General features: G+C 54.0%; 26 protein-coding genes. 21 read left to right on the top strand and 5 right to left on the bottom strand.

Going from position 1 to position 23,451, the window contains the following annotated elements; translation table 11 throughout:
• Positions 1-42: 42 nt before the first annotated feature.
• Positions 43-2,142 (bottom strand): flagellar biosynthesis protein FlhA, encoded by a 2,100-nt coding sequence (flhA, locus tag L103DPR2_RS02845; RefSeq protein ID WP_055359661.1) that lies wholly within the window; start codon positions 2,140-2,142, stop codon positions 43-45.
• 229 nt (positions 2,143-2,371) lie between these two features.
• On the opposite strand from flhA, the gene L103DPR2_RS02840 reads away from it, so the two are divergent.
• Genes L103DPR2_RS02840 through L103DPR2_RS02790 form a run of 11 tightly spaced genes read left to right on the top strand, consistent with a single transcriptional unit; the run spans position 2,372 to position 10,724 of the window.
• Positions 2,372-3,895: a flagellar hook-length control protein FliK gene (locus L103DPR2_RS02840; protein WP_055359660.1), complete on the top strand. Its 1,524-nt coding sequence runs from the start codon at positions 2,372-2,374 to the stop codon at positions 3,893-3,895.
• A 57-nt stretch (positions 3,896-3,952) separates the two neighbouring features.
• Positions 3,953-4,546: a flagellar basal body-associated FliL family protein gene (locus L103DPR2_RS02835; protein ID WP_055359659.1), complete on the top strand. Its 594-nt coding sequence runs from the start codon at positions 3,953-3,955 to the stop codon at positions 4,544-4,546.
• 47 nt (positions 4,547-4,593) lie between these two features.
• A complete protein-coding gene (gene fliM / locus L103DPR2_RS02830) occupies positions 4,594-5,583 on the top strand; it encodes a flagellar motor switch protein FliM (protein WP_055359658.1) in 990 nt (329 codons plus the stop codon).
• Between the two features lie 17 nt (positions 5,584-5,600).
• Positions 5,601-5,909: a flagellar motor switch protein FliN gene (fliN, locus tag L103DPR2_RS02825; protein WP_055359657.1), complete on the top strand. Its 309-nt coding sequence runs from the start codon at positions 5,601-5,603 to the stop codon at positions 5,907-5,909.
• Positions 5,910-5,944: 35 nt separating this feature from the next.
• Positions 5,945-6,298, top strand: a complete 354-nt coding sequence (gene fliO, locus L103DPR2_RS02820; RefSeq protein WP_055359656.1) for a flagellar biosynthetic protein FliO — start codon at positions 5,945-5,947, stop codon at positions 6,296-6,298.
• On the top strand, positions 6,288-7,055 hold the full coding sequence (fliP, locus tag L103DPR2_RS02815) for a flagellar type III secretion system pore protein FliP (RefSeq protein WP_231717666.1): 768 nt from the start codon (positions 6,288-6,290) through the stop codon (positions 7,053-7,055). The genes fliO and fliP overlap by 11 nt, the downstream gene beginning before the upstream one ends.
• Positions 7,056-7,070: 15 nt before the next feature.
• A complete protein-coding gene (gene fliQ / locus L103DPR2_RS02810; protein ID WP_055359655.1) occupies positions 7,071-7,340 on the top strand; it encodes a flagellar biosynthesis protein FliQ in 270 nt (89 codons plus the stop codon).
• The gene (gene fliR, locus L103DPR2_RS02805) at positions 7,340-8,110 is read left to right on the top strand and encodes a flagellar biosynthetic protein FliR (protein WP_055359654.1); all 771 of its coding nucleotides are present in this window, start codon (positions 7,340-7,342) and stop codon (positions 8,108-8,110) included. The genes fliQ and fliR overlap by 1 nt, the downstream gene beginning before the upstream one ends.
• Positions 8,111-8,122: 12 nt before the next feature.
• Positions 8,123-9,271, top strand: coding sequence for a flagellar biosynthesis protein FlhB (gene flhB / locus L103DPR2_RS02800; protein WP_055359653.1), 1,149 nt, complete (start codon positions 8,123-8,125; stop codon positions 9,269-9,271).
• Positions 9,272-9,285: 14 nt separating this feature from the next.
• Positions 9,286-9,825: a hypothetical protein gene (locus tag L103DPR2_RS02795; protein ID WP_055359652.1), complete on the top strand. Its 540-nt coding sequence runs from the start codon at positions 9,286-9,288 to the stop codon at positions 9,823-9,825.
• An 11-nt stretch (positions 9,826-9,836) separates the two neighbouring features.
• Positions 9,837-10,724 carry a hypothetical protein gene (locus L103DPR2_RS02790; protein WP_055359651.1) on the top strand — a complete coding sequence of 296 codons (888 nt, stop codon included), beginning with the start codon at positions 9,837-9,839 and terminating at the stop codon, positions 10,722-10,724.
• Positions 10,725-10,759: 35 nt separating this feature from the next.
• Here L103DPR2_RS02790 and L103DPR2_RS02785 read toward each other — a convergent pair whose 3' ends face one another.
• Positions 10,760-11,950: a sigma-54 interaction domain-containing protein gene (locus tag L103DPR2_RS02785; protein WP_055359650.1), complete on the bottom strand. Its 1,191-nt coding sequence runs from the start codon at positions 11,948-11,950 to the stop codon at positions 10,760-10,762.
• A gap of 202 nt (positions 11,951-12,152) precedes the next feature.
• Here L103DPR2_RS02785 and L103DPR2_RS02780 point away from each other — a divergent pair, with 202 nt between their 5' ends.
• The 5 genes from L103DPR2_RS02780 to L103DPR2_RS02760 are packed head-to-tail and all read left to right on the top strand — an operon-like array spanning position 12,153 to position 15,876.
• The gene (locus tag L103DPR2_RS02780) at positions 12,153-12,647 is read left to right on the top strand and encodes an LPP20 family lipoprotein (protein ID WP_082466691.1); all 495 of its coding nucleotides are present in this window, start codon (positions 12,153-12,155) and stop codon (positions 12,645-12,647) included.
• 2 nt (positions 12,648-12,649) lie between these two features.
• Entirely contained in the window at positions 12,650-14,047 is a 1,398-nt protein-coding gene (locus L103DPR2_RS02775; protein WP_055359649.1) for a hypothetical protein, read from the top strand.
• Between the two features lie 16 nt (positions 14,048-14,063).
• Entirely contained in the window at positions 14,064-14,492 is a 429-nt protein-coding gene (locus L103DPR2_RS02770) for a hypothetical protein (protein WP_156339845.1), read from the top strand.
• Positions 14,474-15,532, top strand: coding sequence for a flagellar hook-length control protein FliK (gene fliK / locus L103DPR2_RS02765; protein ID WP_055359647.1), 1,059 nt, complete (start codon positions 14,474-14,476; stop codon positions 15,530-15,532). The genes L103DPR2_RS02770 and fliK overlap by 19 nt, the downstream gene beginning before the upstream one ends.
• 8 nt (positions 15,533-15,540) lie before the next feature.
• On the top strand, positions 15,541-15,876 hold the full coding sequence (locus L103DPR2_RS02760) for an EscU/YscU/HrcU family type III secretion system export apparatus switch protein (RefSeq protein ID WP_231717665.1): 336 nt from the start codon (positions 15,541-15,543) through the stop codon (positions 15,874-15,876).
• Here L103DPR2_RS02760 and L103DPR2_RS02755 read toward each other — a convergent pair.
• From L103DPR2_RS02755 to flgA, 3 genes are all read right to left on the bottom strand, one after another.
• Positions 15,864-16,244: a flagellar protein FlgN gene (locus L103DPR2_RS02755; protein ID WP_055359645.1), complete on the bottom strand. Its 381-nt coding sequence runs from the start codon at positions 16,242-16,244 to the stop codon at positions 15,864-15,866. The two genes, L103DPR2_RS02760 and L103DPR2_RS02755, sit on opposite strands and share 13 nt — an antisense overlap.
• Complete coding sequence (flgM, locus tag L103DPR2_RS02750; protein ID WP_082466690.1) at positions 16,237-16,560, bottom strand: flagellar biosynthesis anti-sigma factor FlgM; 324 nt, start codon at positions 16,558-16,560, stop codon at positions 16,237-16,239. Before flgM ends, L103DPR2_RS02755 begins: the two co-directional genes overlap by 8 nt.
• Before the next feature lie 142 nt (positions 16,561-16,702).
• Positions 16,703-17,563, bottom strand: coding sequence for a flagellar basal body P-ring formation chaperone FlgA (gene flgA / locus L103DPR2_RS02745; protein WP_082466689.1), 861 nt, complete (start codon positions 17,561-17,563; stop codon positions 16,703-16,705).
• Positions 17,564-17,583: 20 nt separating this feature from the next.
• Between flgA and L103DPR2_RS02740 the strand changes: the two genes are divergently transcribed.
• From L103DPR2_RS02740 to L103DPR2_RS02720, 5 genes are all read left to right on the top strand, one after another.
• On the top strand, positions 17,584-18,753 hold the full coding sequence (locus L103DPR2_RS02740; protein ID WP_055359643.1) for a LysM peptidoglycan-binding domain-containing protein: 1,170 nt from the start codon (positions 17,584-17,586) through the stop codon (positions 18,751-18,753).
• 251 nt (positions 18,754-19,004) lie between these two features.
• On the top strand, positions 19,005-19,388 hold the full coding sequence (gene flgB / locus L103DPR2_RS02735) for a flagellar basal body rod protein FlgB (RefSeq protein WP_055359642.1): 384 nt from the start codon (positions 19,005-19,007) through the stop codon (positions 19,386-19,388).
• A 5-nt stretch (positions 19,389-19,393) separates the two neighbouring features.
• On the top strand, positions 19,394-19,819 hold the full coding sequence (gene flgC / locus L103DPR2_RS02730; protein ID WP_055359641.1) for a flagellar basal body rod protein FlgC: 426 nt from the start codon (positions 19,394-19,396) through the stop codon (positions 19,817-19,819).
• Positions 19,820-19,858: 39 nt separating this feature from the next.
• The gene (locus L103DPR2_RS02725; RefSeq protein ID WP_055359640.1) at positions 19,859-20,602 is read left to right on the top strand and encodes a flagellar hook assembly protein FlgD; all 744 of its coding nucleotides are present in this window, start codon (positions 19,859-19,861) and stop codon (positions 20,600-20,602) included.
• A 64-nt stretch (positions 20,603-20,666) separates the two neighbouring features.
• On the top strand, positions 20,667-23,432 hold the full coding sequence (locus tag L103DPR2_RS02720; RefSeq protein ID WP_055359639.1) for a flagellar hook-basal body complex protein: 2,766 nt from the start codon (positions 20,667-20,669) through the stop codon (positions 23,430-23,432).
• Positions 23,433-23,451 lie beyond the last annotated feature (19 nt).

The raw sequence follows: 23,451 nt of genomic DNA, 5'->3' as shown, positions 1-23,451 counted from the left end.
AAGGGTTGAATCTGGTTTTATTTGATTGTTTGTCTAAGCTGTTCAGCGTGTTTCGGCGTGCACGGTGTGCACCACTTTCACGGTCTGATCATCTGGAATTTCGCTGTAAGACAACAAGGTCAAATCGTTCACGCGATAACGCACAGCCTTGGACAACCAAGGGCGAATCACGGGCGATACCACCAACACGGCAGGGTGACCCATTTCTTCCACGGCACGCGCGCCATCGCGCAAAGCACCAAACAAACGTTCAGCCAAACCAGGCTCCATGGCAATGCTTTGGCCAGGCGCAGTTTGCTGCAAGATGTTGTGAATCAACTGCTCGAGGCTTGGATCCAAAGTCATCACCGACAAGCTGTTGGTGTCATCCACCAAGCTTTGAACAATCATGCGGCCCAACTTAGGACGAACCAAAGCGGTCAATTGCTCAGGCTCTTGGGTGCGGCTGGCCACTTCAGATAAGGTTTCAGCAATGGTGCGCATGTCACGAATCGACACCGACTCGTTCAACAAATTCTGCAAGGTGCGTGTCACCACGCCCAAGGACAACTTACCGGGCACCAAGTCTTCAACCAACTTAGGCGACTTGGCAGCCAACTTGTCCAGCAGCTGCTGAACTTCGTCGTGGCTCAGCAAATCGGAGGCGTTGTCGCGCAAGACTTTGTTCAAGTGCGTGGCCACAGCGGTACTGGCGTCCACCACGGTGTAACCCAAAGTGCGAGCCAAGTCGCGCTGTGAAGGATCGATCCACACAGCGTCCAAACCAAAGGCGGGCTCTTGCGTGGCTTGGCCTTCCAAAGGACCGTAAACCTGACCTGGATTGATGGCCAACTCTTTGCCCACCTTGATTTGACCTTTGCCGCGAACCACACCTTTCAACACAATGTGATACGCATCGGGATCGATGGTGAGGGCGTCGCGAATGCGAACAGGCTGGACCAAAAAGCCCAACTCGGCCGACAATTTTTTGCGAACACCCTTCACGCGGTTCATCAACTGACCACCGGTTTCGGGGTTCACCAAGGGAATCAAACCGTAACCAATTTCAAGGCCAATCAAGTCCACTTGGTCAACGTCGTCCCAATCCAATTCTTTAGGCTCTTCCAAAGCAGCTTGCGCCGCTTGTTCAGCAGGCGTTCCAACAACAGGTTCACTTTGCTTTTGCGTAATGCGATAGGCCAAGCCAGCGCTGGCCAAAGCCAATGTGATGAACACCAAGTGAGGCATGCCTGGCACCAAACCCAACACAGCCAAAATGCCAGCAGACATATACAAAGCAGTTGGATTGGCCAATTGGGTGGTTGCCTGTTCCGTCATGGACTCAGAGGTGGTCACACGCGTCACGATGATGGCGGTGGCCAGTGACAAGAACAAAGAAGGAATCTGTGCCACCAAGCCGTCACCAATGGTCAGCAAGGTGTAAATGCGGCCCGCGTCTGACAAAGACAAACCGTGTTGGCCCACACCGATGGTCAAACCACCGATCAAGTTGATGACCAAAATCAGCAAACCAGCGACCGCGTCGCCGGAAACGAATTTAGAAGCACCGTCCATCGAACCGAAGAAGTCAGATTCTTGCGAAAGTTCTTCGCGGCGCTTTTTGGCAGTTTCTTGGTCAATCACGCCGGCGTTCAAGTCAGCGTCAATCGACATTTGTTTACCAGGCATGGCATCCAAGGTGAATCGTGCGTTCACTTCAGACACACGGCCCGCACCTTTGGTCACCACGATGAAGTTGATGATCATCAAAATCGCGAAGATGATGAAACCAACCACGTAGTTGCCGCCGATCACAAACTCACCAAAAGCCGCCACCACTTTGCCAGCCGCTTCGTGGCCTTCGTGGCCATTGACCAAAATCACACGGGTCGACGCCACGTTCAAGCCCAAACGGAGCATGGTGGCAAACAACAAAACAGAAGGGAAGGATGAAAACTCGAGCGGCTTGCGGGTACCGATGGCGATCATGATGATCAGCAAGCTACAAGCAATGTTGAACGTGAACAGAACGTCCAACAGCAGCGCAGGCAGGGGCACAACCAACATGGCCATGATCAACAACACCAGCGCGGGCAAGCCGAGGCCGGTGTAATCAAATTTGGCAAGGTTCTGTCGAACCGCTGACAGGGTCAAGGTGCTCATGGGTGGCCTAAAGGGCTGTTCAGAGGGTTAAAACAATCAAACTGCATGGTTTTCTTCCATAGTGCAGCGAGTTACGCAAAGACCATGCCACCTGGAATCCCGACACCCACCCCTGTTTCGCCTGACCCCGCCAAAGCGGCAAGCCCTCTCCTGTCACGGTTTTTGCTAATACAAGGTGTACCCGGCCTCAAAACCGGGGTTGAAACATCAAACTGAAGATGGAAATACCATGGACGCCAACCTCAACTTTTTGACCGCACCTGTCTCGAACCCCTCGTCAGTAGGGGCTTCCAGCGGTTCGGGGGGGCTCGACCCCAACCTCGCCAAGCCCATGAATGGGCAGGAATTTGCGGGGGTCATGCGCGACCTGATGGCCAAGGGCGAGCGGCAAGAGCTTGCCGGAACCGCCACAGGCGAGGCCACAGATGCCACCACGGCAGCGCTGCAAACGCTCAATTTAGGCGACCAGTTTTCAGTCATCACCGCGGCTTCGCCCCTGCCCGACCCCAACAGCCTGGCCCAATTTGCTCGGGCACAAGGTCTGAGCGAATCGGCGGTGCAAGCCTTGTTTGGCGACCTCGGCACAGCCACCGATGCAAGCGCAGCCTTGGCCACGGATCCCGCCAGTTTGAATGGCGCCAACATGGGCTTGCTGGGATTCCCAACCAACCCGTTGATGACCATGCCTGTCACGACAGCACCTACCACCGTTACGGGCGACGCCAACACGCTGACCTTGCTGCCCAGCGCTGCCACCTTGGGTTGGATTCAAGCCCACCCCAACAGCTTGACCATTTCCGACCAAGTGGCCACGCCCCTCTGGGCGCAAGCACCCCATTTATCAGCAACCACCCCCAAGGCATCTGACGTCAACGCCTTGATGCAAGCCGCTGGCGCAACCGGCGTGCTCCAAGCACTGGGTGGCATGAACGCCGCCCCCTCACAAGCCTTGGGCAGCGTGGACCAGTTGGCTGAAATAGCCCCCGAAATGGGCCCCTTGGACGCCATGCGCATGCGCATGGTTCCCGCCTGGGAAAGCATGACCCGCCAATTGGCCCAGCTCAATGGTTCGAATCAAGCTGCGGCTTGGGGCCAACTCACGGCCAACCTGCTCAACAGCAAAGGTCAAGGCGGTGATGGCAAGGAAGTCTTGCTGGACTTGGGCGCAGACGACCCCAACATCATGTCGGCCTTGGACGCCCTCCAAGACCAAAACAACAGCGGCTTTGTGAACCCCGATTCGGGTCGCAACACAGCCAGCACTGGCGCTTTGGGTGCTGCCGCCACCAGTGCGGCCCTGGCCAACCCCGGCATGACCGACCGTGCCGCCCAAATTCAAGACATGGCCGACAAACTGGGCAAAGCCATGGCTGAGCGACTCCAAGACCAGCTTGAAAAAGGCGAATGGAAACTCCAACTTAAACTCAACCCCGCCCACTTGGGCAAAATTGACGTTGAGCTAGACATGAACGCCAGCGGTTTGGACGCCGTTTTCAAAACCGACAACCTGCTGACCCGAGAGCTGATTGCCCAGGGCATGCCCAAGCTCAAGGACAGTTTGTCACAATCAGGCATGACAGTTGCTAATGTCTGGGTGAACAGTGAAAACCAGCGTGGATCTGGCGGAAACTCGACACCACGTCAAAACAACGGCTCTGACAACTCAGTCAATGCCACGGTGACGGAAGTCGCAGCCACTGAATCTCGCATCAAAGATCTCCGATCGAACGATGCTTGGGACACACTGGCTTGATCAGTTAATTGAAACTCTGTGAAATACAGAGTGAACTTGTTTATATAGAGGTGACCTATGGCCACAGCAGCTCCAGAAGAAGAAGTCGTCGCAGAAGAGCCGAAAAAGAAGAAACCGATCGTCCTGATCATTGGCGGTGTGGTGGGCTTGATCGTGCTCATCGTGGGCATCGTGCTGGGAACCTTGTTTTTCACAGGCTACTTCAACCCCAAACCCCCAGTTGACCCTGAAGCCGCAGCAGAAGCTGCGGATGCGCATGGCGGTGGCCATGGCGACAAAAAAGGCGACGCCAAGCCAGGCAAGAAGACCAAAGATTCACCTGAACTCACTCGCTTTGAGTACACCTACATGCAAATTGAACGCGAGTTCTTGGTCAATGTGAGTGGCTCCAAAAAAGTGATGTCTGTGCAAATTGCCGTCATGACCCATTACGACGACCGCGTTTTTGAAAACGTGAAGAAGCACGACTTTGCCATTCGATCAGCCGTGATGGACGTGATGCGTCTCACCACCGATGCCGACTTGGTCAAACCCGATTTCCGCAAAGAGTTGGCCGCCAAAATTCGCGATGCCATCAACACCTTGCTTGAAAAATACGAAGACTTCGGTGGCATTGAAGAAATTCACTTCACCAACTTCATCGTGCAATAAGTTGTCCCAGACCTGTTCGCATCAACTTATTTATTGTTGAGAGTTTCATGGCCACCTCTTTATTAACACCTGACGAACTTTCTGCCTTGGCAGAAGGCGTGATGGATGGTTCGATTCCAGTCGACACTGGCTTCAACACCGCCGCACGGGTGAAGAAACACGACCTGGCCAGCGAAGACAGCAGCTTGGGGGTGAACATCACCTCGATCGACATGATCAACGAGCGCTTCATTCGCACCTTTCGTTTGGGCTTGGTCGAAATGCTGCGCACCAGCCCCAAGGTCAATCCCAACCAGGTTGAAATTGTTCGCTTTGGCGACTACCTCAAAAGCTTGAAAGCCCCCTTGTCGGTCAATGTGGTTCGCATGAACCCCTTGCGCGGCAACTCCATTGTGGTGATTGACCCCACGGTGGTCTTCAGCTCACTCGACAGTTTCTTTGGTGGTTTTGGCAAAGGCGTTGGCAACTTGCCACCCGGCCGCTTGTTCACGCCCACCGAGTCACGCATCATCAACATGATTTTGGAAGTCTTCTTCAAATCACTCAAAGATGCATGGTCGGCTGTTTTGCCTGTTGACTTTGAATTGGTCAGCTCCGAAATCAACCCCCAGTTTGCCCAAATCGCCGACGAGAATGACTTGGTCATCTTGACGCGCTTTGAAGCCGAAGGCAACATGGACGCACAAGGCTTCATTGACCTCGTGTATCCGTATGCCTCGCTCAAACCCATTCGCGAATTGTTGCGCAGCCGAGTTCAGTCCGGCGATGGCAACGACGAGTCCGACAAACAATGGCGCGAAGAGTTGGAAGAAGCTGTTGACAGCGCCAGCTTGGAGGCTAGGGTCTTGTTGGGTAGCATTGAATCTTCTTTTGGCGAAATTGAAGCTATGAAAGAAGGCGACGTGCTCTTCTTTAAGAAGCCCGATCTGGCCCGTTTGTTGGTCAACGGCTTGCCTGCATTTGATGTCCAAGTGGGCACCATTGGCGCACAAACCGCCGTGCAAATTGAGCGGGCTTGCATTCCCGGTATGCAATAAATTTTCAGGAAAACGACATGACCGATACACAAACAGACGCCGCCATCGAAAACGAAGCGGCCCAACGCCAAATCAATCCTGAAGTCCTTCAAAACATCAGCGTCACGCTGTCCATTGAAGTGGGCCGTGCCATGATCAAAATTCGCGACCTGATGCGCCTCACCCAAGGCAGTGTGGTTGAGCTCGATCGCATCGCAGGCGAGCCTCTCGACCTGTTGGTCAACAACACGGTGGTGGCCCAAGGCGAGATCGTTTTGGTCAATGACCGTTATGGCGTTCGCCTCACGCGTGTGGCGCCCGCGTCAGAACGCATGAAGAACTTATAAACTCCTCTCTTTAGACACACAGAAAAGAGGACCACATGGCACCCGGCTTTGGTAGCGCCGACCTGTTTCGGATGTTCGGCAGCTTTGCCTTGGTGCTGGCTTTGATGGCTGCGCTCTTGTGGGCGCTGCGCCGTTTACAGTCTCGCATGAACAGCCAAAACGCTGGCCGCAGATTGCAAATCTTGGAGTCTGTCAGCGTCGGTCCTCGACAAAAAATTGCCTTGGTTCGCGTTGGCGAACACGAGGTCATGGTGGGCATCACGGCCTCTCAAATCTCCGCCTTGGCCCAATGGTCTGAAGGCGTTGCCCAACCCCCATCCTCTTTGCAGAATGAACTGAGCGAACTCAGCGCAAGCTTGTCTGCCCCCGGAGACGCTCATGCTGCGTAAAGTATTCAAACAACCGATCGTCTTGGCCAGCTGCATCCTTGCATTGGCCATGTTGGCATTTCCTTTTGCCGCTTCAGCGCAGGGCATTCCCATGCTGAACGTCACGGGCGGCCCCAAAGGCCAACAACAGTACAGCTTATCGCTGCAACTGTTGGCCTTGATGACATCGCTCACGCTGCTGCCCTCTTTCCTGCTCATGATGACGGCCTTTGTGCGCATCATCATTGTGTTGTCCATCTTGCGCCAAGCGCTGGGCACGGGCCAAACACCCCCCAACACAGTGTTGGTAGGTTTGTCTTTGTTCCTCACCTTGTTCATCATGTCGCCCATCTTGAACGACATCTACACCAACGCCTTGGTGCCCTACATGCAAAAAGGCATGGCCTTTGACAAAGCTTTGGCTGCCGCCGAAGAACCTTTGCGCAACTTCATGATGAAGCAAACACGCGAAGACGACATTGGTCTGTTCATGCAAATGGCCAACAAAGGCGAGCCCGTCAATGCAGCGGCTGTGCCCTTCTCCACTTTGGTGCCCGCCTTCATCACGTCTGAACTCAAAAGCGCGTTCACCATCGGCTTCCTGATTTACATCCCCTTCGTGGTGATTGACCTGATTGTGGCCAGCGTGCTCATGTCCATGGGCATGATGATGTTGTCGCCCATGATGATCTCAATGCCCTTCAAACTGATGTTGTTTGTGTTGGTCGATGGTTGGAGCTTGATCCTTGGATCGCTGGCCGCCAGCTTTGCCACCTGAACTTGGAGCTTACACATGGACACCGCCACCGTTGTTGACCTGGGTCGCCAAGCACTTTGGATGACCGTTTTAATTTCCGCACCCTTGTTGGGTGTGGCCTTGTTTGTGGGTCTGGCCATTGGTATTTTGCAAGCTGCAACGTCCATCAATGAAGCCACTCTCAGCTTTATTCCCAAGCTGGCCGCATTGGCCATCACCTTGGCTGTGGTGGGTGGTTGGCAGTTGACCACCTTGGTCGATTACACGCGCAGTATTTTCCAGCGCATACCCGGATTGTTCACCTGATGGACATCGCAGTCACCGAACTGTTGGAGCGCTTTTATGGGCTCCTCTGGCCGATGCTGCGAATCTCGGCCCTGTTGGTGGCCGCCCCTATTTTTTCACTCAGAGCCCTGAACTTGCGCGTGCGCATTGTGCTGGCCATGGCCCTCACTTGGCTGGTCTACCCCATGCACGAGTGGCCGGTCATTGACCCCCTCTCGCCCACCGGCTTGATGGAAATTTGCAACCAGCTCATGATTGGTCTGCTGATGGGTTTGATGCTCCAAGTGGTTACCGCAGCCATCGTGGTGGCAGGCCAGTCCATTGCCAACGCCATCGGTTTGTCGATGGCCACCATGATCGATCCCAACATGGGCAATGTGCCCGTCATCTCTCAGTTCTTGTTGGTCATGGCCACGCTGATTTTTGTGGGCCTGGGTGGCCACGCATTGCTCTTGAATTTGGTGGTTGAAAGTTTCAAAACCTTGCCCATTGGCAGCAACTTGATGAGTACTGAAGCCATGAAACACGTGATTGCTTGGAGCTCCATGTTGTTCTTGGGCGCATTATTAACAGCGCTACCTGTGATCGTAGCTTTGCTGTTCATCAACATTGGCTTGGGTGTGGCCACGCGCGCAGCGCCCAGTTTGAACATTTTCTCTGTCGGATTTCCAGCCATGGTGCTGGCCGGTTACGGCGTGCTCATTCTGGCTTTGCCCAGCATTGGCGCGCGCATTCAATGGCTGTGGATGCAGGGCTTTTTCCAAGTCCGCGCCTTGGTCGGTATCACCTGAAGGGCGTGACGCATGGCTGAAAATTCCAGTGCCGAACAAACCGAAGAGCCGACGGCGCGAAAACTACGGAACGCTCGGGAAGAGGGCCAAGTTGCGCGCTCGGTCGAGTTGCCTGCGGCCGCCGTGACCATTGGCGCCATCCTGGTGTTGTTCATGATGGGCGGCTACTGGATCAAACAAGTGGCTGAAATTTTTGCATCGGGTTTCAAGTTCGATCGCAAGACTTTGGACAATCCTGATTTGATGGTTGCCACCTTTGCCCATCAACTGGGCGAGAGTTTCTTGCTGATCGTGCCCGTGTTGTTGGTCACTGCTATTTTGGCCATCTTGTCCAGTGGTGCCACGGGCGGTTATTTGTTTTCTTTGAAAAGCATCATGCCTAACTTTGGCAAGCTCAGCATCATGTCGGGCCTGGGCCGCATGTTCGGTGCGCGTGCTGCTGTTGAACTGATCAAGGCCATCTTGAAATTCTCTTTGGTGGCCGTTGTCTTGTGGTCATTGGTCAGCCGACAAATGGACCAAATGATGCAAATGGGTCAGATGGCCCTCGAGCCCGCCTTGGCTGCTGCAGGTTGGATGATTGGCGAGTCGGCCCTGTGGCTTAGCTTGAGCCTCTTGGTCATTGCCCTGATTGATGCGCCCTACCAGCGCTACTCGTTCATCAAGCGCATGCGCATGACCAAGCAAGAGGTCAAAGACGAGATGAAGGACATGGAAGGTCGTCCTGAAGTCAAACAACAAATTCGCCGCCGTCAGCGCGAAATGGCCAACAACCGCATGATCCAAAAAGTCAAAGATGCGGACGTGGTGATCACCAACCCAGAACACTTTGCCGTCGCTTTGTCATACGACCCCACCGGCGATGGTGCCCCTGTGCTTCTGGCCAAAGGCTCTGACCACATGGCGGCTCGCATCCGCGAAGAGGCCCAAAAACACGGTGTTGAAATGTTTGCCGCACCGCCCTTGGCGCGTGCCCTTTATTTCAGCACCGAGGTCGATCACCCCGTGCCTGAAACGCTTTATTTGGCGGTTGCGCAAGTGATCGCCTATGTCTTCAGCTTGGCCGATGTACGCCCCGGTGTCCCGCCCATGCCCAAACCACAACCCAAAGTACCAGCGTCCATGTTGTTTGATGCCAACGGTAAATTGATGACCTCTTAAAGTCAGGAATCACGATGAGCGAACACGACAACTCCAACGAACCCTTGATCATCAAAAGTGATCGGCCCCACGAGGTCACCATGCCTGAAGGCACCAACATGGCTGTTGGTAAAAAAGGTGAGGAAGGTACGCCATCGGTCCGCAAAGTCTTGGCCGACCCCGATGAGCACGCTGTCGAACACATGATCATGGATGGCGGCGTGAGCAAATCAGCGGATCAGAATTTCAGCGTGAACGCTCAAGACCCCAATTACAAGGGCCATCAAAGCGCCGCCGACATGCCCGATCGCTTTGTGGACAACAAAAAAGAGGCCGCGATTCCGCCTGCGGCGCGCAAGACTGTCGACGTCACCAAGCTCGACAGCATCCTGAAGCCTCAAGAGAAAGCGCCTGCTGTCGATGCTATTGAAAGTAAAGCTGCGCCCGTTGTGGCGACAGCAGAAATTCAAGAGCCGGTTTACGAAGCAGAGCCAGAGATGGACTTTCCAGCTCGCGTTATCAATATCAAAATCGAGAATGACCAGTTGCGTGCGCGCCTGGACAAGCTTGAGTAAAGGAACTCGACATGAGCACTCAACCCACCACAGGCGGACACGATCACGGCCATGATCATGCGCACGATCACCACGATGATCACGCAGCTGCGCCAGCCGTCACCGATACTGACGAACTTGAAGGCGTCAAAATGGTGGCGCTGGAGTCGGCCGAGTTGGCCACCCGCTCTGCCAATTTGGCGGTGGGCGCCGGCGAAAACATGAAGAAAGCCACGCAGAACTTGGAAAACCTGATGAAGGTGAACAAGAAGCAGCACCAAATCATGTTGGGCGTATCCGGAGGCCTGATGGTGCTGGTGGCCATCATTTTTGCCACCGTGGTGTTCAGCCTGAAGTCGCGCATTACCCAAATGGACGCCATGTTGGTAGCCATGAGCAAGCACATTGTGGAATTGAGCGATTCCATGGAAATGGTGGGCTCTGTGAATGAAGGTTTGCAAGCCATGATTTCCAAACAAGATGAAATTGCCAAGGCTCAAAGCAGCTTGGAAGCACGTCTGAACGAAGCCATCAAGAACGCCGAAAGCGTGCCCGAGAAAACAGCGCAGCAAGTGGGCGAAAAAGGACAAGTCTTGGCAGCCCAGGTCAAGTCTTTAGAAGGCCGCTTCATGCAGCAGTCCAAAGCTTTGAACAGCTTGGCCAGTCAGGTCAATGGCTTGCAGGGCGCTGTGGGTGAAACCGGCACGTTCAAGAAAGAAATGGAAGCCTTGGCCCGTTTGCAAAAAGAGCGTCAAGCGGCAGAAAATGCAGCAGCCGCCAAAGCCGCCGCCAACGTTAACTCGGCCAACGCTGCGGCACTGGCAGAAGCCAAGAAAAAGGAACGCATGGTGCAGTATCCACGTGTTCAACAAGAAGCGACGCCTGCAGGTGCTAGTGGGGTTCTCAGTACCAAGCCTTGAATGGCTTGCGCTTCACACCAACCGCTTGAGTCACATCAAGCGGTTTTTTTATCGTCTTCGTTGCCTGCAACGGGCAAGGTGCCTTGACGCAAGTCGTACTTGTTGAGTTTTTCAATCAGGGTGGTACGCTGCAAATTCAGCAAGCGAGCTGTTTGCGACACATTGCCATCGGTGCGATTGAGTGCTTGCACAATCAAGTCGCGCTCGATGTCTGCCAAGCGGTCTTTCAAGGAAAGCCCCTCGGGCGGCAAACTGGGCAAGCCCTGCGCCAGCATGATGATGTCTTCCACCTCGTTGTGCATGTCCATGGCCAAGGGCGGCGCAGGATTGGCAAAGGGGTTCATCACTTCGGCATTGGCACTTTGGTGCAACTCTTTGGAGCTTAAGGGCGCCACAATTTCCAAGGAATCGACAATAGGGGTGCTGACCCGTTCAGCTTGCAAAGTACGCAACCCCTTGGGCAACAAGGACGAAGGCACCGATGCCAAGCTGAGCAACTGACCACTGAACAAGGTATTGAACCGGTCCACCAAGTTGGACAACTCGCGCACATTGCCAGGCCACGCATAGTCCTTGAGGGCTTCAATGAAATCCGCTGTAAACGTGATGGGGGTCTGGCCTTTGGTGGCAAAGAGTTCCGCGAAATGCGCCAGCAAGGCCGGTACATCTTGCGCTCTTTGACGCAAAGCGGGCGTGTTCAAGGGCAGCACGTTCAGGCGGTAATACAAGTCTTCCCGAAACCGCCCGGCTTCAATTTCGGCTTCCAAGTCGCGGTGGGTGGCAGCGACCACGCGCACATCCACTTCCACAGATTTCAAACCGCCTACCGGATCGACGGTGCGTTCTTGCAAGACGCGCAGCAGTTTGACCTGCATGTCCAAAGACAGATCGCCAATCTCGTCTAAAAAGATGGTGCCGCCATGGGCCAACTCAAAACGGCCAATGCGATCGGCCATGGCGCCTGTGAAAGCGCCTTTGCGGTGGCCAAACAATTCGCTTTCGAGCAAATCTTTGGGGATGGCTGCGCAATTGATGGGGACAAAATTTCCGCCACTTCGGTCGGACTGGTCGTGCAAAGCACGGGCCACCAACTCCTTGCCTGTGCCACTTTCGCCGGTAATGAGCACGGTGGCCGTGGACGAAGCCACCCGTTCGATCAAATGCCGAATGGCCTCAGCGCCAGCACTGGCGCCAATAAAAGCTTTGGAAAGACTTTTTTTAGCCATGGAATGGAAAGCTTGGGGTGTGGAATTGCAACAAGACACTACTGTATTGCAATTTGGCGCTCAAAACACAAAAATGTCGGGAAACCGTCAATCCCCTTCGCGTTTTCACAACAAGTGGCAAAACCGACCCTCAAGCTTCTCAAGTTGATGCCGAATCAGAGGGTGAAGGACTTCAAGTCCCCCCTCTCACAAGGAACTGAACATGAAACGCATGACCACCGCCAGCTTGACCCTCTGCCTCGCATTGGGCGTCACCGCCCTGACAGGCTGCAAGTCCATCAATCTGGCCATGCCCACCTCATCGGCCAAAGATGCCAACACGGCCATGTCTGCGCCATTGGTTGAAAAACGAGAAACCATCACAGCCACAGGCTATGCGGTGGTTGCTGTTCAAAACCACAAAAACCCCGCGCAGCAGCGTTTGATGGCCATTCGTGCCTCTAAATTAGACGCCTATCGCAACTTGACCGAGCAGGTTTACGGCCAACAACTGGACGCTACGTCCACCGTGGCCGACATGGTCGTCACCAACGACACCTTCCGCGCCAAAGTTGAAGGCGTGATCTACGGTGCCCGTTTGGTCAGTATCACCCCTGTGGGCGAAGACACCTACGAAACCACCTTGTCCCTCGACCGTGATGTTGTGCAAGATTTGCGCATCATGTTCATGGGCCAAATGGCTGCACGAGGCCGTTGATCATGCGCGCGCTTGCAAAACCTCAACACGCAATCGCGCTGGCCCTGGTGGCTGGCTTGATGGGTTCGCAAGCCCATGCGCAAAGTTACAACTTCAACAAATCGGTGCCTGCTGCACAAGCACCGCTGACGGCGCAAGAGCGCTTGGACGCCATTCGCCAAAGCTTGGTCGATGCCTCCTTGCAAACGCCCACCCGTGTTTCAACCACCACGTGGGTTGACCCGCAAGGCAGCCTGCGTGAGAACAGCCGTTTTCAAAACAACATGGACGTCCGCGGTGTTCGCGTTGCTGGATTTGAACGCGATGAAACCGGTCAAGCCAAAGCGCGTTTGCAATTCCCAAACAACTCAAACAGCGCTGCTGTCGACAAAAATGGCGACAGCGCCGTCACTGAAACCGGCTTCAAAGGCGCGGTTCAGAAATTCAGCAAACTGATGGCCAAAGCGAGCACGTTCGTCAAAGAAAAGTCGCTGCAAGATGCCGCCGCAGATGCACAAGCTTGTACCCCCAAGATGAGTGCCCACATGAATCACGTGATCGACTTTGGCATGGACATTGAGCCAAGCGCCAACAGCGTGGTGCTTCAGGGTCTTCTGCCCTTGCTGCAAACGCAATGGGTTCAAAGCACACGTGCTGAAGGCCAGGCTCGGGCTTGGCGTGCGGTCAACAATTTGCCAGCGGCCTCCATGTCCAACAACATGACGACCTATGAGCGTGCACTGATTGGCAATCGCCCGGCTGTTTTGCCTTGGCAAGCTTTGCTCAAAATTCGCACGGTGGCATTGCCTGCAACAGGTCTTGAAGGATTGATGGGCCAAACCGGCAACAACGTCACACTGAGTTTGGAATTCCAATTGACCAGCTACGAAGCTCAAGTTGAAAAATACGAAGAGAGCGTGAGCTTGCAGTTGGAAGTGGACCGTCCTGCTTGGTCGGCTCCCCGCTTGACGCAAGCCAGCTTGAACTTGGTACAACAGCAACTTCAAATTTGGCGCGCAGACGCCGAGCAATGGCTGAGCTGCCACGCCATCAACCCCGCGGTCACAGCCGTCAATGCACAGCAATTGCAAATCAATGCAGGTGCCTTAGCGGGTGTTCGCAAAGGCGATGAGTTGTTGGTGGCCAACCCTGCTCGCTTCCCCAAAGAACTGCTCAGCAAAGAAGGTGCCCCACAAACTTTGCTGGCCCATGTGCAATCGGTCACGCCTTACAACTCGCAACTGGTGGTGTTGGCAGGCCCTGCACAAGCAGTACAAGCCGATTGGCGCGCTTGGCCCACAGACACTTTGGTGAAAGAACCCAAAGTGGCGCCCACTGCACAAACGCCCTCTGCAACTGCCAAACGTTCTGTCAAAACTGCCGCTAACGCCAATGCCAGTTTTGTCATGAACCCCTATTGATTTGATTGAGCTTGCCATGACAACATCTTCACGCCCAGCACCTTCCATCGCAGCCACCGTCATGCTCGGCTGGACGATGACGGCTTTGTCATGCTTGTGGGTTGCACCTGCATCTGCAGCAGATGCGCCTGCAGAAGGCGCAGCGCCAGCCACTGCGGCTTACACCGTGAGTCAAAGCACGCCGGTTGATAAAGTGGTTCAAAAGGTTTATGCCAATAGCCCCTTGAACATTCAAGTCTTGCGTCAAGCTTTGGTCGATGCCAACCCCAAGGTCATCACCGGCAATCCCCAGCAACGTGTGAAAGCTGGCACCGTGTTGACCATTCCAGATCATGGCCAAGTGGTGCGCAATGTCTTGACACCGCTTGCAGCCTCCGACACTTCTGAATCCGGCCCCGCAGCCCGCGACTATCCAGCTCGCAGGCAATGGGTCCGGTTCCCTTGATCTCTGGGGCCGAGGCGCTTGTTGCGCCCGGCCGCATCCACCCCATCTTTTTAGAAGGCAAGTTATTGCCTTTGCAGGGCAGTCCTGCAGCCGAATTGGGCTTGAAAGACGGGCAAGTGATTCAAGCAACTGTGCGCTCCCAGCACGGCCAGCCAATGCTGGTCTTGCAAGGCCGCAATTTGCCACTGCCGGGCTTGCAGCCTTCCCAAGTGGGTGAGTCTATTTGGCTGCGCGCACAAGGCGGCACGCTGGTTCCCGTTAATGCACAACCATTGGTCTCGCGCATTGCCAGCTTGCTGTACCGACCCAGCGTGAACACCGAGTTGTCGCAGCTGTTTCAGCCTGGCACCTTGGATGAATTGCTAAGCAAAGTTCAACGACCTGATTTGCAAGCGCAATGGCGCGGCATGCAACTGTCGATGGCGCAACTCACGCCAGGCGCCTTGCGGCAAGCCATGATGGGGGCGATGGGTGCTGAAATTTGGCTGGCTCGAGGCATGCATCCGCCGGTACCCGACACCAAACAACTGTTGCGCAAACTGATTGCAGAAATCAATGTGTCAGGCAATGCCGATGAAGAAGTTGATGCTGGTGTGATTGAGAAGCTCACGCAAGCCGTAGACGACATTGAAGCCAGTCAAGTCCAAGCCGTTCAAGCGCAAGCGCAACAAGAAGTGCTTTTCAGCATGACCTTGCCATTTGCCGATTCAAATCCAGTCGAGCTGACCGTTCGACGTGGACCTAGGCAAGACGGTGAGCAGCCAGTGCTCACCGTCAATGTGCATTCCAAAACCGAAGAGTTGGGCCCCGTGTGGCTTAAGACCCAACTGATGAATGCACAACAAATTGAACTCACCATGTGGGCAGAAAACGAAGCCGTGGTGGCACAAGCCCGCTCTCGTTCTTATTTGCTGGGCGACGAGTTGCGTGCAGCAGGCCTCAACATGCGCGCCTTCAGCGTGGTGCATGGCGCCAGGCCCAGTGAAGTCAGTGATTGGACACCTTCAGGTCGTGGCCTGGTGGTGGATGTGTCCGCATGAGCCGATACATGCGTCAAGCCGTCGCCCTTGCCTATGGCAAGAATCCCGTCCCTGTGGTCACCGCCAAGGGTGACGATGATTTGGCGTGGCGCATGATCGATGAAGCACGCAAGCAAGGGGTGTTCATTTCGGAAGACCCCCAATTGCTGGCCCTCTTAAGCCGACTCGATGTCGACCAAGAAATTCCGCAAGAGCTTTACACCGCTGTGGCGGTGGTTTTGTCATGGGTGTATTGGCTCAAGGGCATGCGCCCTGGCGATGAAAAAGCAACTCAAGAAGTTCAGAAAGAAGATGTGACTGAGGCTCAAGCGTTTGAAGAAAACGGTACCAGTCAAACTTCTTGATAACCGCGGCCGCGACTAAAGCGGGCCACTTGACCTAAGCGGTCATAAACCTCCACAGGGCTGCCAGAATCGCCAGCGCGCAAACTGTGAAGGGCACCTCGAATGGTGTCTAACTTACGCTCAATCAACACCGCATTGCGCCGATGCAAGTCACGGCATTCAATGAGGCGTTCGCGCAGGGCATCCCACTCGGGAAGTTTTTGGAGGTCTTCTGCTGAAGGGCAAAGTTGCGCCAACTCGGCCAACAAATCATTTTTTCCAGGCTGCAATGATTCAAACCGGTCCAGGTCTTGGCTCTTCAGAGCTTCAAACTCCAAAGCCAACAGCTGGACCAGCTGGTCTGAAACGATCAGTGCTCGCTCACTCACGAATCATTTGCTCAATGGCGTGGAAGCTTTCAGCAATTTTGCGAGGGTTCAATGGGTAATGACCGTCTTGAATTGCTTGCTTGATGGACTCCACCTTGGCTCGATCAAAGTCGGGCTCGGCCATGGCACGAGCCGCCACATTGGTCAATTGCAACTGATCTGCACCGGCCGATTTGGCGCTGGGCGCTGCAGGCATGGCGGGTTCGCTGGCGACACTGTCTTTCGAGCTGCCCTTGCGGTTGGCTTTGTCCAATGCGCTGCGCAACGACGCATCCGACTGGGCGCGTTGTCCATAATTTGAAATTGCATCGGTCATACCAGGCTCACTTTCTTGTATTCACATCAACCCACAAAAAGGGGGGTGGACATGCTCAGTATCGACAGGAGATTCTAGAACTTGAATCATTTTTTTGAAATATTTGGGATTTGAAGGCCAAAAACAGCACTTTTTTGTCATCTCAAAGCCCTTTTGCCGTGTTCAAACCGGTCACGACCCCAGAAACTTGACGCCCAGACTCTGGGTTTTTGAGCTTCACCTGCTCACCCAAACGACCATCTTGCATGGCTTCCATGCGGATCGTGATCTGAAAATCAGACTTGTTGCCAATAGACAACATGACGGTCTGTCCCTGTTTCACCATGACTGCACGGCGAATGTCCGACACCCGCAATGGCTGTCCGGCCCCAATGTCACGGGTCAACTCTGCAAATTGCGCATCTTTCAGCGTACTCAGTATTTGTGTATCGGCATTTCCTGGGGAAGCTTGAACTTCTTCCAGCATGTCGGGCTGCAAAATGCTCCCCCGCTGAAGCAAGCGCTTGGCCACCACCATGGTTTTGGTGCTGCCACCAGGCGTTGGGGTGGCCCCGCCATTGGCAGAACTTGAGACGACAGCTGGCAAATTGCCGCCTTGGGGCATGCTGACTTGTAAATAGAGTTGCCAAACAGGCTCTGGGCAACGAACCCTGAGGGTTTCTTTGGACGCAAAAGGATGGTCGATGTTCAAGGTTTTTTGACAGCCCTGTACTTTCAGCCGGCTGTCTAAGGGCGCAATCACCACCTCTTTAGGCGTCACGCCATGGGTTTGCGCCATCCATTGGCGAACTTGCATGTTCATGGCCTCGGCCTCCGCACTGCCCGCTGCACTGAGGGGGGCAATGGGTGGCGTGCTGGTCTGCGCATTGGCAGGCCTGTTGGTCTGGGCCTGCAATGGCAGGCTTAGCGCAAAGAGCCAAAAAACCGTCAGGCACAGGATTTGCATCAAGCCTTGGGCAGGTGTAGATGTTTTGACACTTGGATTGAACATACCGGAGTTCATGCAATAAAGATGCCACGATCATGAGAATTGAGTCCAATTTACCCAACAACCCTGTGGGCAATAGCACACCCAGTGTGGTGGCTTTGTCACGTCCTGGCTTTTCTCAGGCATTGGCGCAAACGCAATCGGCCAACGTCAAAGTGATTCAAGCCGGCGATACCCTGACCAGCATTGTTCGAGACCAAGCCCAAAAGCAAGGTGTCAAACTCAGCGCCTCCGAAGAATTCCGATGGGCACAAGCCCTGGCCGCAGACAGTGGCATCACCAACCCCAATGCCATTTTCCCCGGCCAAAAGGTTCAACTGCAAAACATGTTGAGCCAGTGGCAGGCAGGACAGACACAGCCCAATCAAGCATCCGGCATTGCGCCCAACACGTCAAACACAGCCAGTGCCAGCGCGGCTCAGCCCCTCAGCACTTCGGCCGCACTGAACAAATCCAATGTCATCAATGCAGTGGCTCACCCGGTGTTGAGCCAAACCCTAGACCGCGCTGTGGCCCGAGGTTTTATTCCCAAAGTGGAAAAGCAAGACGTTTACAACAAAGTCTTGCAAGTGGCCAACAAACACAAATTCTCGCCCGATGACTTTGCCCGCCTCACCCTCATGGAGAGTGATGGCATGAACCCCCAGGCCACCAACACACGCTGCCACGGCATCATCCAGTTTTGCGATGGTCCCGATCGCGGCGCTGCCGAAGTGGGTTTTGGCAAAGCGCCCAAGTCCATCTTGGGCTTGAGCGTTTACCAGCAATTGCACTTGGTCGACACCTACTTTGACAAAGTGGGCCTGAAAAAAGAAGGTCCTGTGCCATTGGATGAACTCTATTTGGCAGTGTTGCAGCCCGCAGCCCGTGGCGAAAAGCGCCCCGAAGAGCCTTTGGGCATTCCTGGCAAACAGGCCAAATACTTGTACGAAGGCCGCGACCCTCAAGCCCCCATGACCCGCAGTTCCATTGCCCAAGGGCTGATGCAAAACGCTGTCGATCGTTTGGGCTTTAAAAACTTCCGCAGCAATTCGGCAGCGGCTGTGCCAGGCAACACCGTTGCCAACGCCATCAACAATGCCTTGAACCCCGCCAGCGCCAACGCATTGGACAACAACCCCAACTCGGCGGCTCGTATTCGTTTGCAAGTTCAAAAAGCGGCGGATTACGACGCCATCGAAGCCCCCAAAATTTGGTTGCGATAAGCAGCCACACCTCAGCTTCTCGATCAAAGCGGCAAGGGTTTGCCGCTTTGAGTTCACCCCCCTCAAAGCGGGCGAATCCCCTCAAACCCGCATGATTCCTAGCTTCCAAGCTTCCACCCCCGTCAAAAACCCATCGCTTTGAGACGCCAAAAGCATGGCACGGCTCTTGCAATCGAAGTCATTGCGAAGAACTTTAATTCTTCGGGCTGTCGGTTTACCGGCATTAAGAGTGACGCGAAGGAAGACACATCATGAACATGATTGACAACGCACTGGGAGTTCACGCTCAGGCCTTGGGATTGCGCAGCAAGCGCATGGAAGTGCTCGCGCGCAACATTGCCAATGCCGACACCCCTCACTTCAAAGCCAAAGACGTTGACTTTGCGTCTGTGCTCAAGCAAACGCGTCAAGACGCCTTGAACACCACCAGCCATTTGCACATGGCCTTGCCCATGGAAGAAAACCCAGGCGGCGAAAAATACCGCGTGCCATTCAATGCCTCCTTTGACGGTAACACCGTTGAGATGAACGTTGAACAAGCCAAGTTTGGTCAGGTTGCAGCCGACTACCAAACCACATTGAACATCCTTGAAAACCGCGTCAGCGGTATTCGCCGTGCACTGCGTGGAGATTAATCAGCATGTCACTTGATCGCATCTTCAACATCGCTGGCTCTGCGCTCAATGCACAGACCACCCGCATGAACACCACCGCTTCGAACTTGGCCAACGCGGGCACCGTCACTGGCAAAGAGAACGAAGCGTTCCGCGCTAAACGCACTGTGTTCAAAACCATCATGGAAGGCCAACAAAAGGCTCATGAGCAAGGCTACGCCGGCGGCGTTCGGATTGAAAAAATCACAGACGATCCATCCCCCATTCGGAAGATGTCAGAGCCTGGCAACCCCATGGCCGACAAAGAAGGCTATGTGTATTTGGCCAACGTGAACGAGATGACCGAGATGGTTGAAATGATGGCTGCGGCCCGTTCGTACCAAAACAACGTGGAAGTGGTGAACACCACACGCCAAATGTTGATGCGCACCATCGACATCATCAAGACTTAAAGCCAGCGCCTTAGAACACGCCGATAGGAACACCGCACCATGATGACCTTGTCCACCAACAACAGCTTGAACGCAGCGGCAGCCACAGCCAACGCGGGCAGCAAAATCAAAGCGCCTGCGGGCCTCAAAACCACAGCAGACGCGGCCAACGAAGCGCTCATGGCCAAGTCGGGCACATCAGCTGGCATGGGTCAAAAAGATTTCCTGACGCTGTTTACCACCCAATTGAAATGCCAGGATCCTTTGGATCCTGTGAAGAACGAAGCCTTCGTGGCGCAGTTGGCACAGTTCTCACAGCTTGAAGCAACCACCACCATGTCTGAAACACTGAAGGCTTACGTCGACAGCATGTCGGGCGAGCGCATGATGAGCAGCGCCAACATGATTGGCAAAACCGTGGCTGTACCTGATGCACCCGCCATCATCACGGCTGGCGGCAAACCAGCTCAAGGTTTTGTGTCATTGCCAACAGGTGCAGAAGGCGTCAAGTTGGAAGTCTTCAACGACAAAGGTCAATTGGTCGCCAACCAAATCATGGGCGCCCAAAGCATTGGCGACATGCCATGGGTTTGGGACGGTACCAGCGATGCCGGCAGCCAAGTCCCACCTGGCAATTACACCGTCAGAGCCACCGTCATCAGCCAAGGCAAAACCACCAAGCCTTCTGTCAACGTGTTGTCCACCGTGACAGGCGTGAATCAGCAAGCAGACAAAACCGTGATGCTTGAAGTGGCTGGCGGCAAGTCGGTCAAGCTGACCGACGTTCAACGCATTGGCTCATAAGCCACTGAACCCATTTTCTGAATCTTTCAAACAAGACCCAACTCAAACCTAGGAGTTATCCACCATGTCGTTTTATACCTCGCTGACCGGACTAAATGCTGCCACCGCCATGTTGGGCGTGACCAGTAACAATATTTCCAACGTGGGTACCACAGGTTTCAAGCGATCGCGCGCTGACTTCGGTGACATTTTTGCGACTTCACCATTGCAGAAAGCTTCTTCGACAGTGGGTCAGGGTGTGTCTCTGAAACAAGTGTCGCAGGAGTTTTCACAGGGTAATATTTCTTTCTCATCCAACGCGCTGGACTTGGCGGTGACCGGTGACGGTTTCTTCCCCATGCGCTCAGCCGACGGTTTGCAAGAACTCTTCACACGAAATGGTTCATTCTTGTTGAACGAACAATTTAACGTGGTGAACTCTTCAGGCCAACGCTTGATGGCGGCGACAGTGGACTCGACCGGTTCTGCGAACGTGAACGAGCGTGTGGTGTTGACCATCCCTCAAAAGACATCGGGTGATGCCAAACAAACATCCTTGGTGTCCTTGGGCTTGAACTTCCCAGCCGATGCGGAAGTTATCACGGAAGAGTTCAACCGTGCCAACCCCGCCACTTACAACAAGTCAACCGCCTTCACGGTGTACGACAACGGTGGTAACGGTTACTTGGCCACCATCTATTACGTCAAAACAGCCAACGCGAACCAAAACGTGCCATTCAACAAGTGGCAAACCCACGTGTTTGTGGGTGAAGACGCGGTGGAAGCCTCACTGGTTCAATCAACCAACAACAACGGTGAAAAGTTGTACGTCAACCAGTACGGCCAAATTCAGCCTTACAGCGTGGTGAAAGACGAATTGACAACCGCCAAAACACAGTTGTTCTCTTTGGACGAACTGACTGACAAGCGCACTTCTACAGCGGCCACCATTCAAGGTGCTGCATTGACATCGTCTACATTGGACTTTACCAACGGCATCAATTTCAGTAGCACCACCAATCCTGCCTTGGTTGTTTCTGGTTCAACAGACCCACTGAAGAATTTGTTCACCGTGGACTTCGAAGGTTCTGGCAACCCAGTCACTTTGGATTTGAGTCATCTTCGTAGCATCAACGAACCGTTGACCGGTTCGCAAATTGCGGCAGAAGCCACTGCAGTGCTGAACAGAAAATTTGGCGACGAAGCTTATTTCGATTTTTCCGATTCTGCCAGCCGCACATTCACCATCACCGATTCGCGAGTGACAACCACCTCGAACAACATCACAGCACCTACCGCATTCACCATCAACATGGTGGCTGGTGCCAACGGTTTGCCAACTGACTTGACCAAAGTGACTGTGAACCAAGCAGTGACGGCCATTCAAGCATTGTTGGATGCAACAGCCCTGAATGCCAACGGCTCTAAAGTGACTGTGTCATACGACTTTGCCACACAAGGCTTCAAGTTTTTAGATGGCGCCAACACCATCACTTTGAAATCTGGCACAACCAAAAATGATGTATTGGGTCTCACGCCCACTGCAGTGACGGCCGATGAAACGGGCAACTTCGGTGCCAAAGCCATTCCCAACGGCTCTGCATTGCGCGCTTCCACAGAACAACGTTATGGCATGAAAATGACTTACGACTCTGTGAACAAAATTTTCAAATTGTCCTCTGGCAAAACAGGCGATGAGTCTAGCGTGGCCATCACCAACACAAGTGCGGCTGGCACAGCGTTGTTTGGTCTTTCTGACTCCACAGTGAATAAATCCAGTTTGGCTTTGCGTGGTATTGCCTCAACACCTGCTGTCACATACGGCACCACCCCAACCGTCAACTTGGCCAACAACTTTGCGGTCGATGCCACCAACAACACATTTGTGGTGACCGTTGATGGCATCAAAGGCACCGTTAAATTGCCGATTGACTCCAACTACTCTTTGTCCACTTTCATGGCCAAGTTGCAAGCGGGTATCAATGCATTGGGCTCCAACAGCTCCATCAATGGCACACCGACAACGGTGAACGGTGTGAAAGTCAGTTACGACGCACTGAACAACCGTTTCAAATTCACAACTGGCAGTACAGGCGAAGACGCCTTCATCAAAATTTCAGGCAGCAATGCTTGGGGTTTAGAAACAGTTGAAGCGGGTCGCGGTACAACCTCTACCTGGATTAAACCAACCCAGCACCAAGACTATGTGGGCGGTGCGTTCCAGCCCAAATACATTGACGGTGACGGCAACGAAACCACCAACGGTGACGGCTTTACAACCTTGCCAGCATGGTCACCCGTGTTCTTGGACAAAGGCGAGCTGACATTTGATACCGGCGGTATTCTGGTTTCGCCAAAAGAAGGTACGCAGTTGGAAACTGTTTACTTGGCGGGTGGTAAAGGTGCTTTGACCATCAACATTGACTACTCTGCTTCAACCCAGTTCTCATCAGCGTTCGCTGTCTTGTCTCAATCACAAGACGGTGCACCTGAAGGTGACTTGGTGGGCGTGACCATCGGTAACGATGGACTGGTCAGCGCTTCCTTCTCCAATGGTTCACAAAAATCATTGGCCAAAATTTTGCTGGCCAACTTCTCAAGCCCAGTGGGTTTGCGTCAGATTGGTGACTCTTCATTCTTGACCTCTGCGGCTTCTGGCAAACCCATTTTGGGCACACCAGGTTCTGCCGGTTTCGGTACCTTGCGTGCCGGTGCGACTGAACGAGCCAACGTGGACTTGACACAAGAATTGGTGGACTTGATTACCGCTCAACGTAACTTCCAGGCCAACGCCAAAGCCATTGAGACGTCTAGCACCATGACGTCCGCCATCATTAACTTGCGCTCATAAGCACAAGCTCTGACCTAAA

It is taken from the genome of Limnohabitans sp. 103DPR2, from assembly GCF_001412575.1.
In the GTDB taxonomy this organism is placed as follows: domain Bacteria; phylum Pseudomonadota; class Gammaproteobacteria; order Burkholderiales; family Burkholderiaceae_C; genus Limnohabitans_A.
The sequence above is the reverse complement of the archived record's forward strand: the minus strand, read 5'-3'. Positions and strand labels throughout refer to the sequence as shown.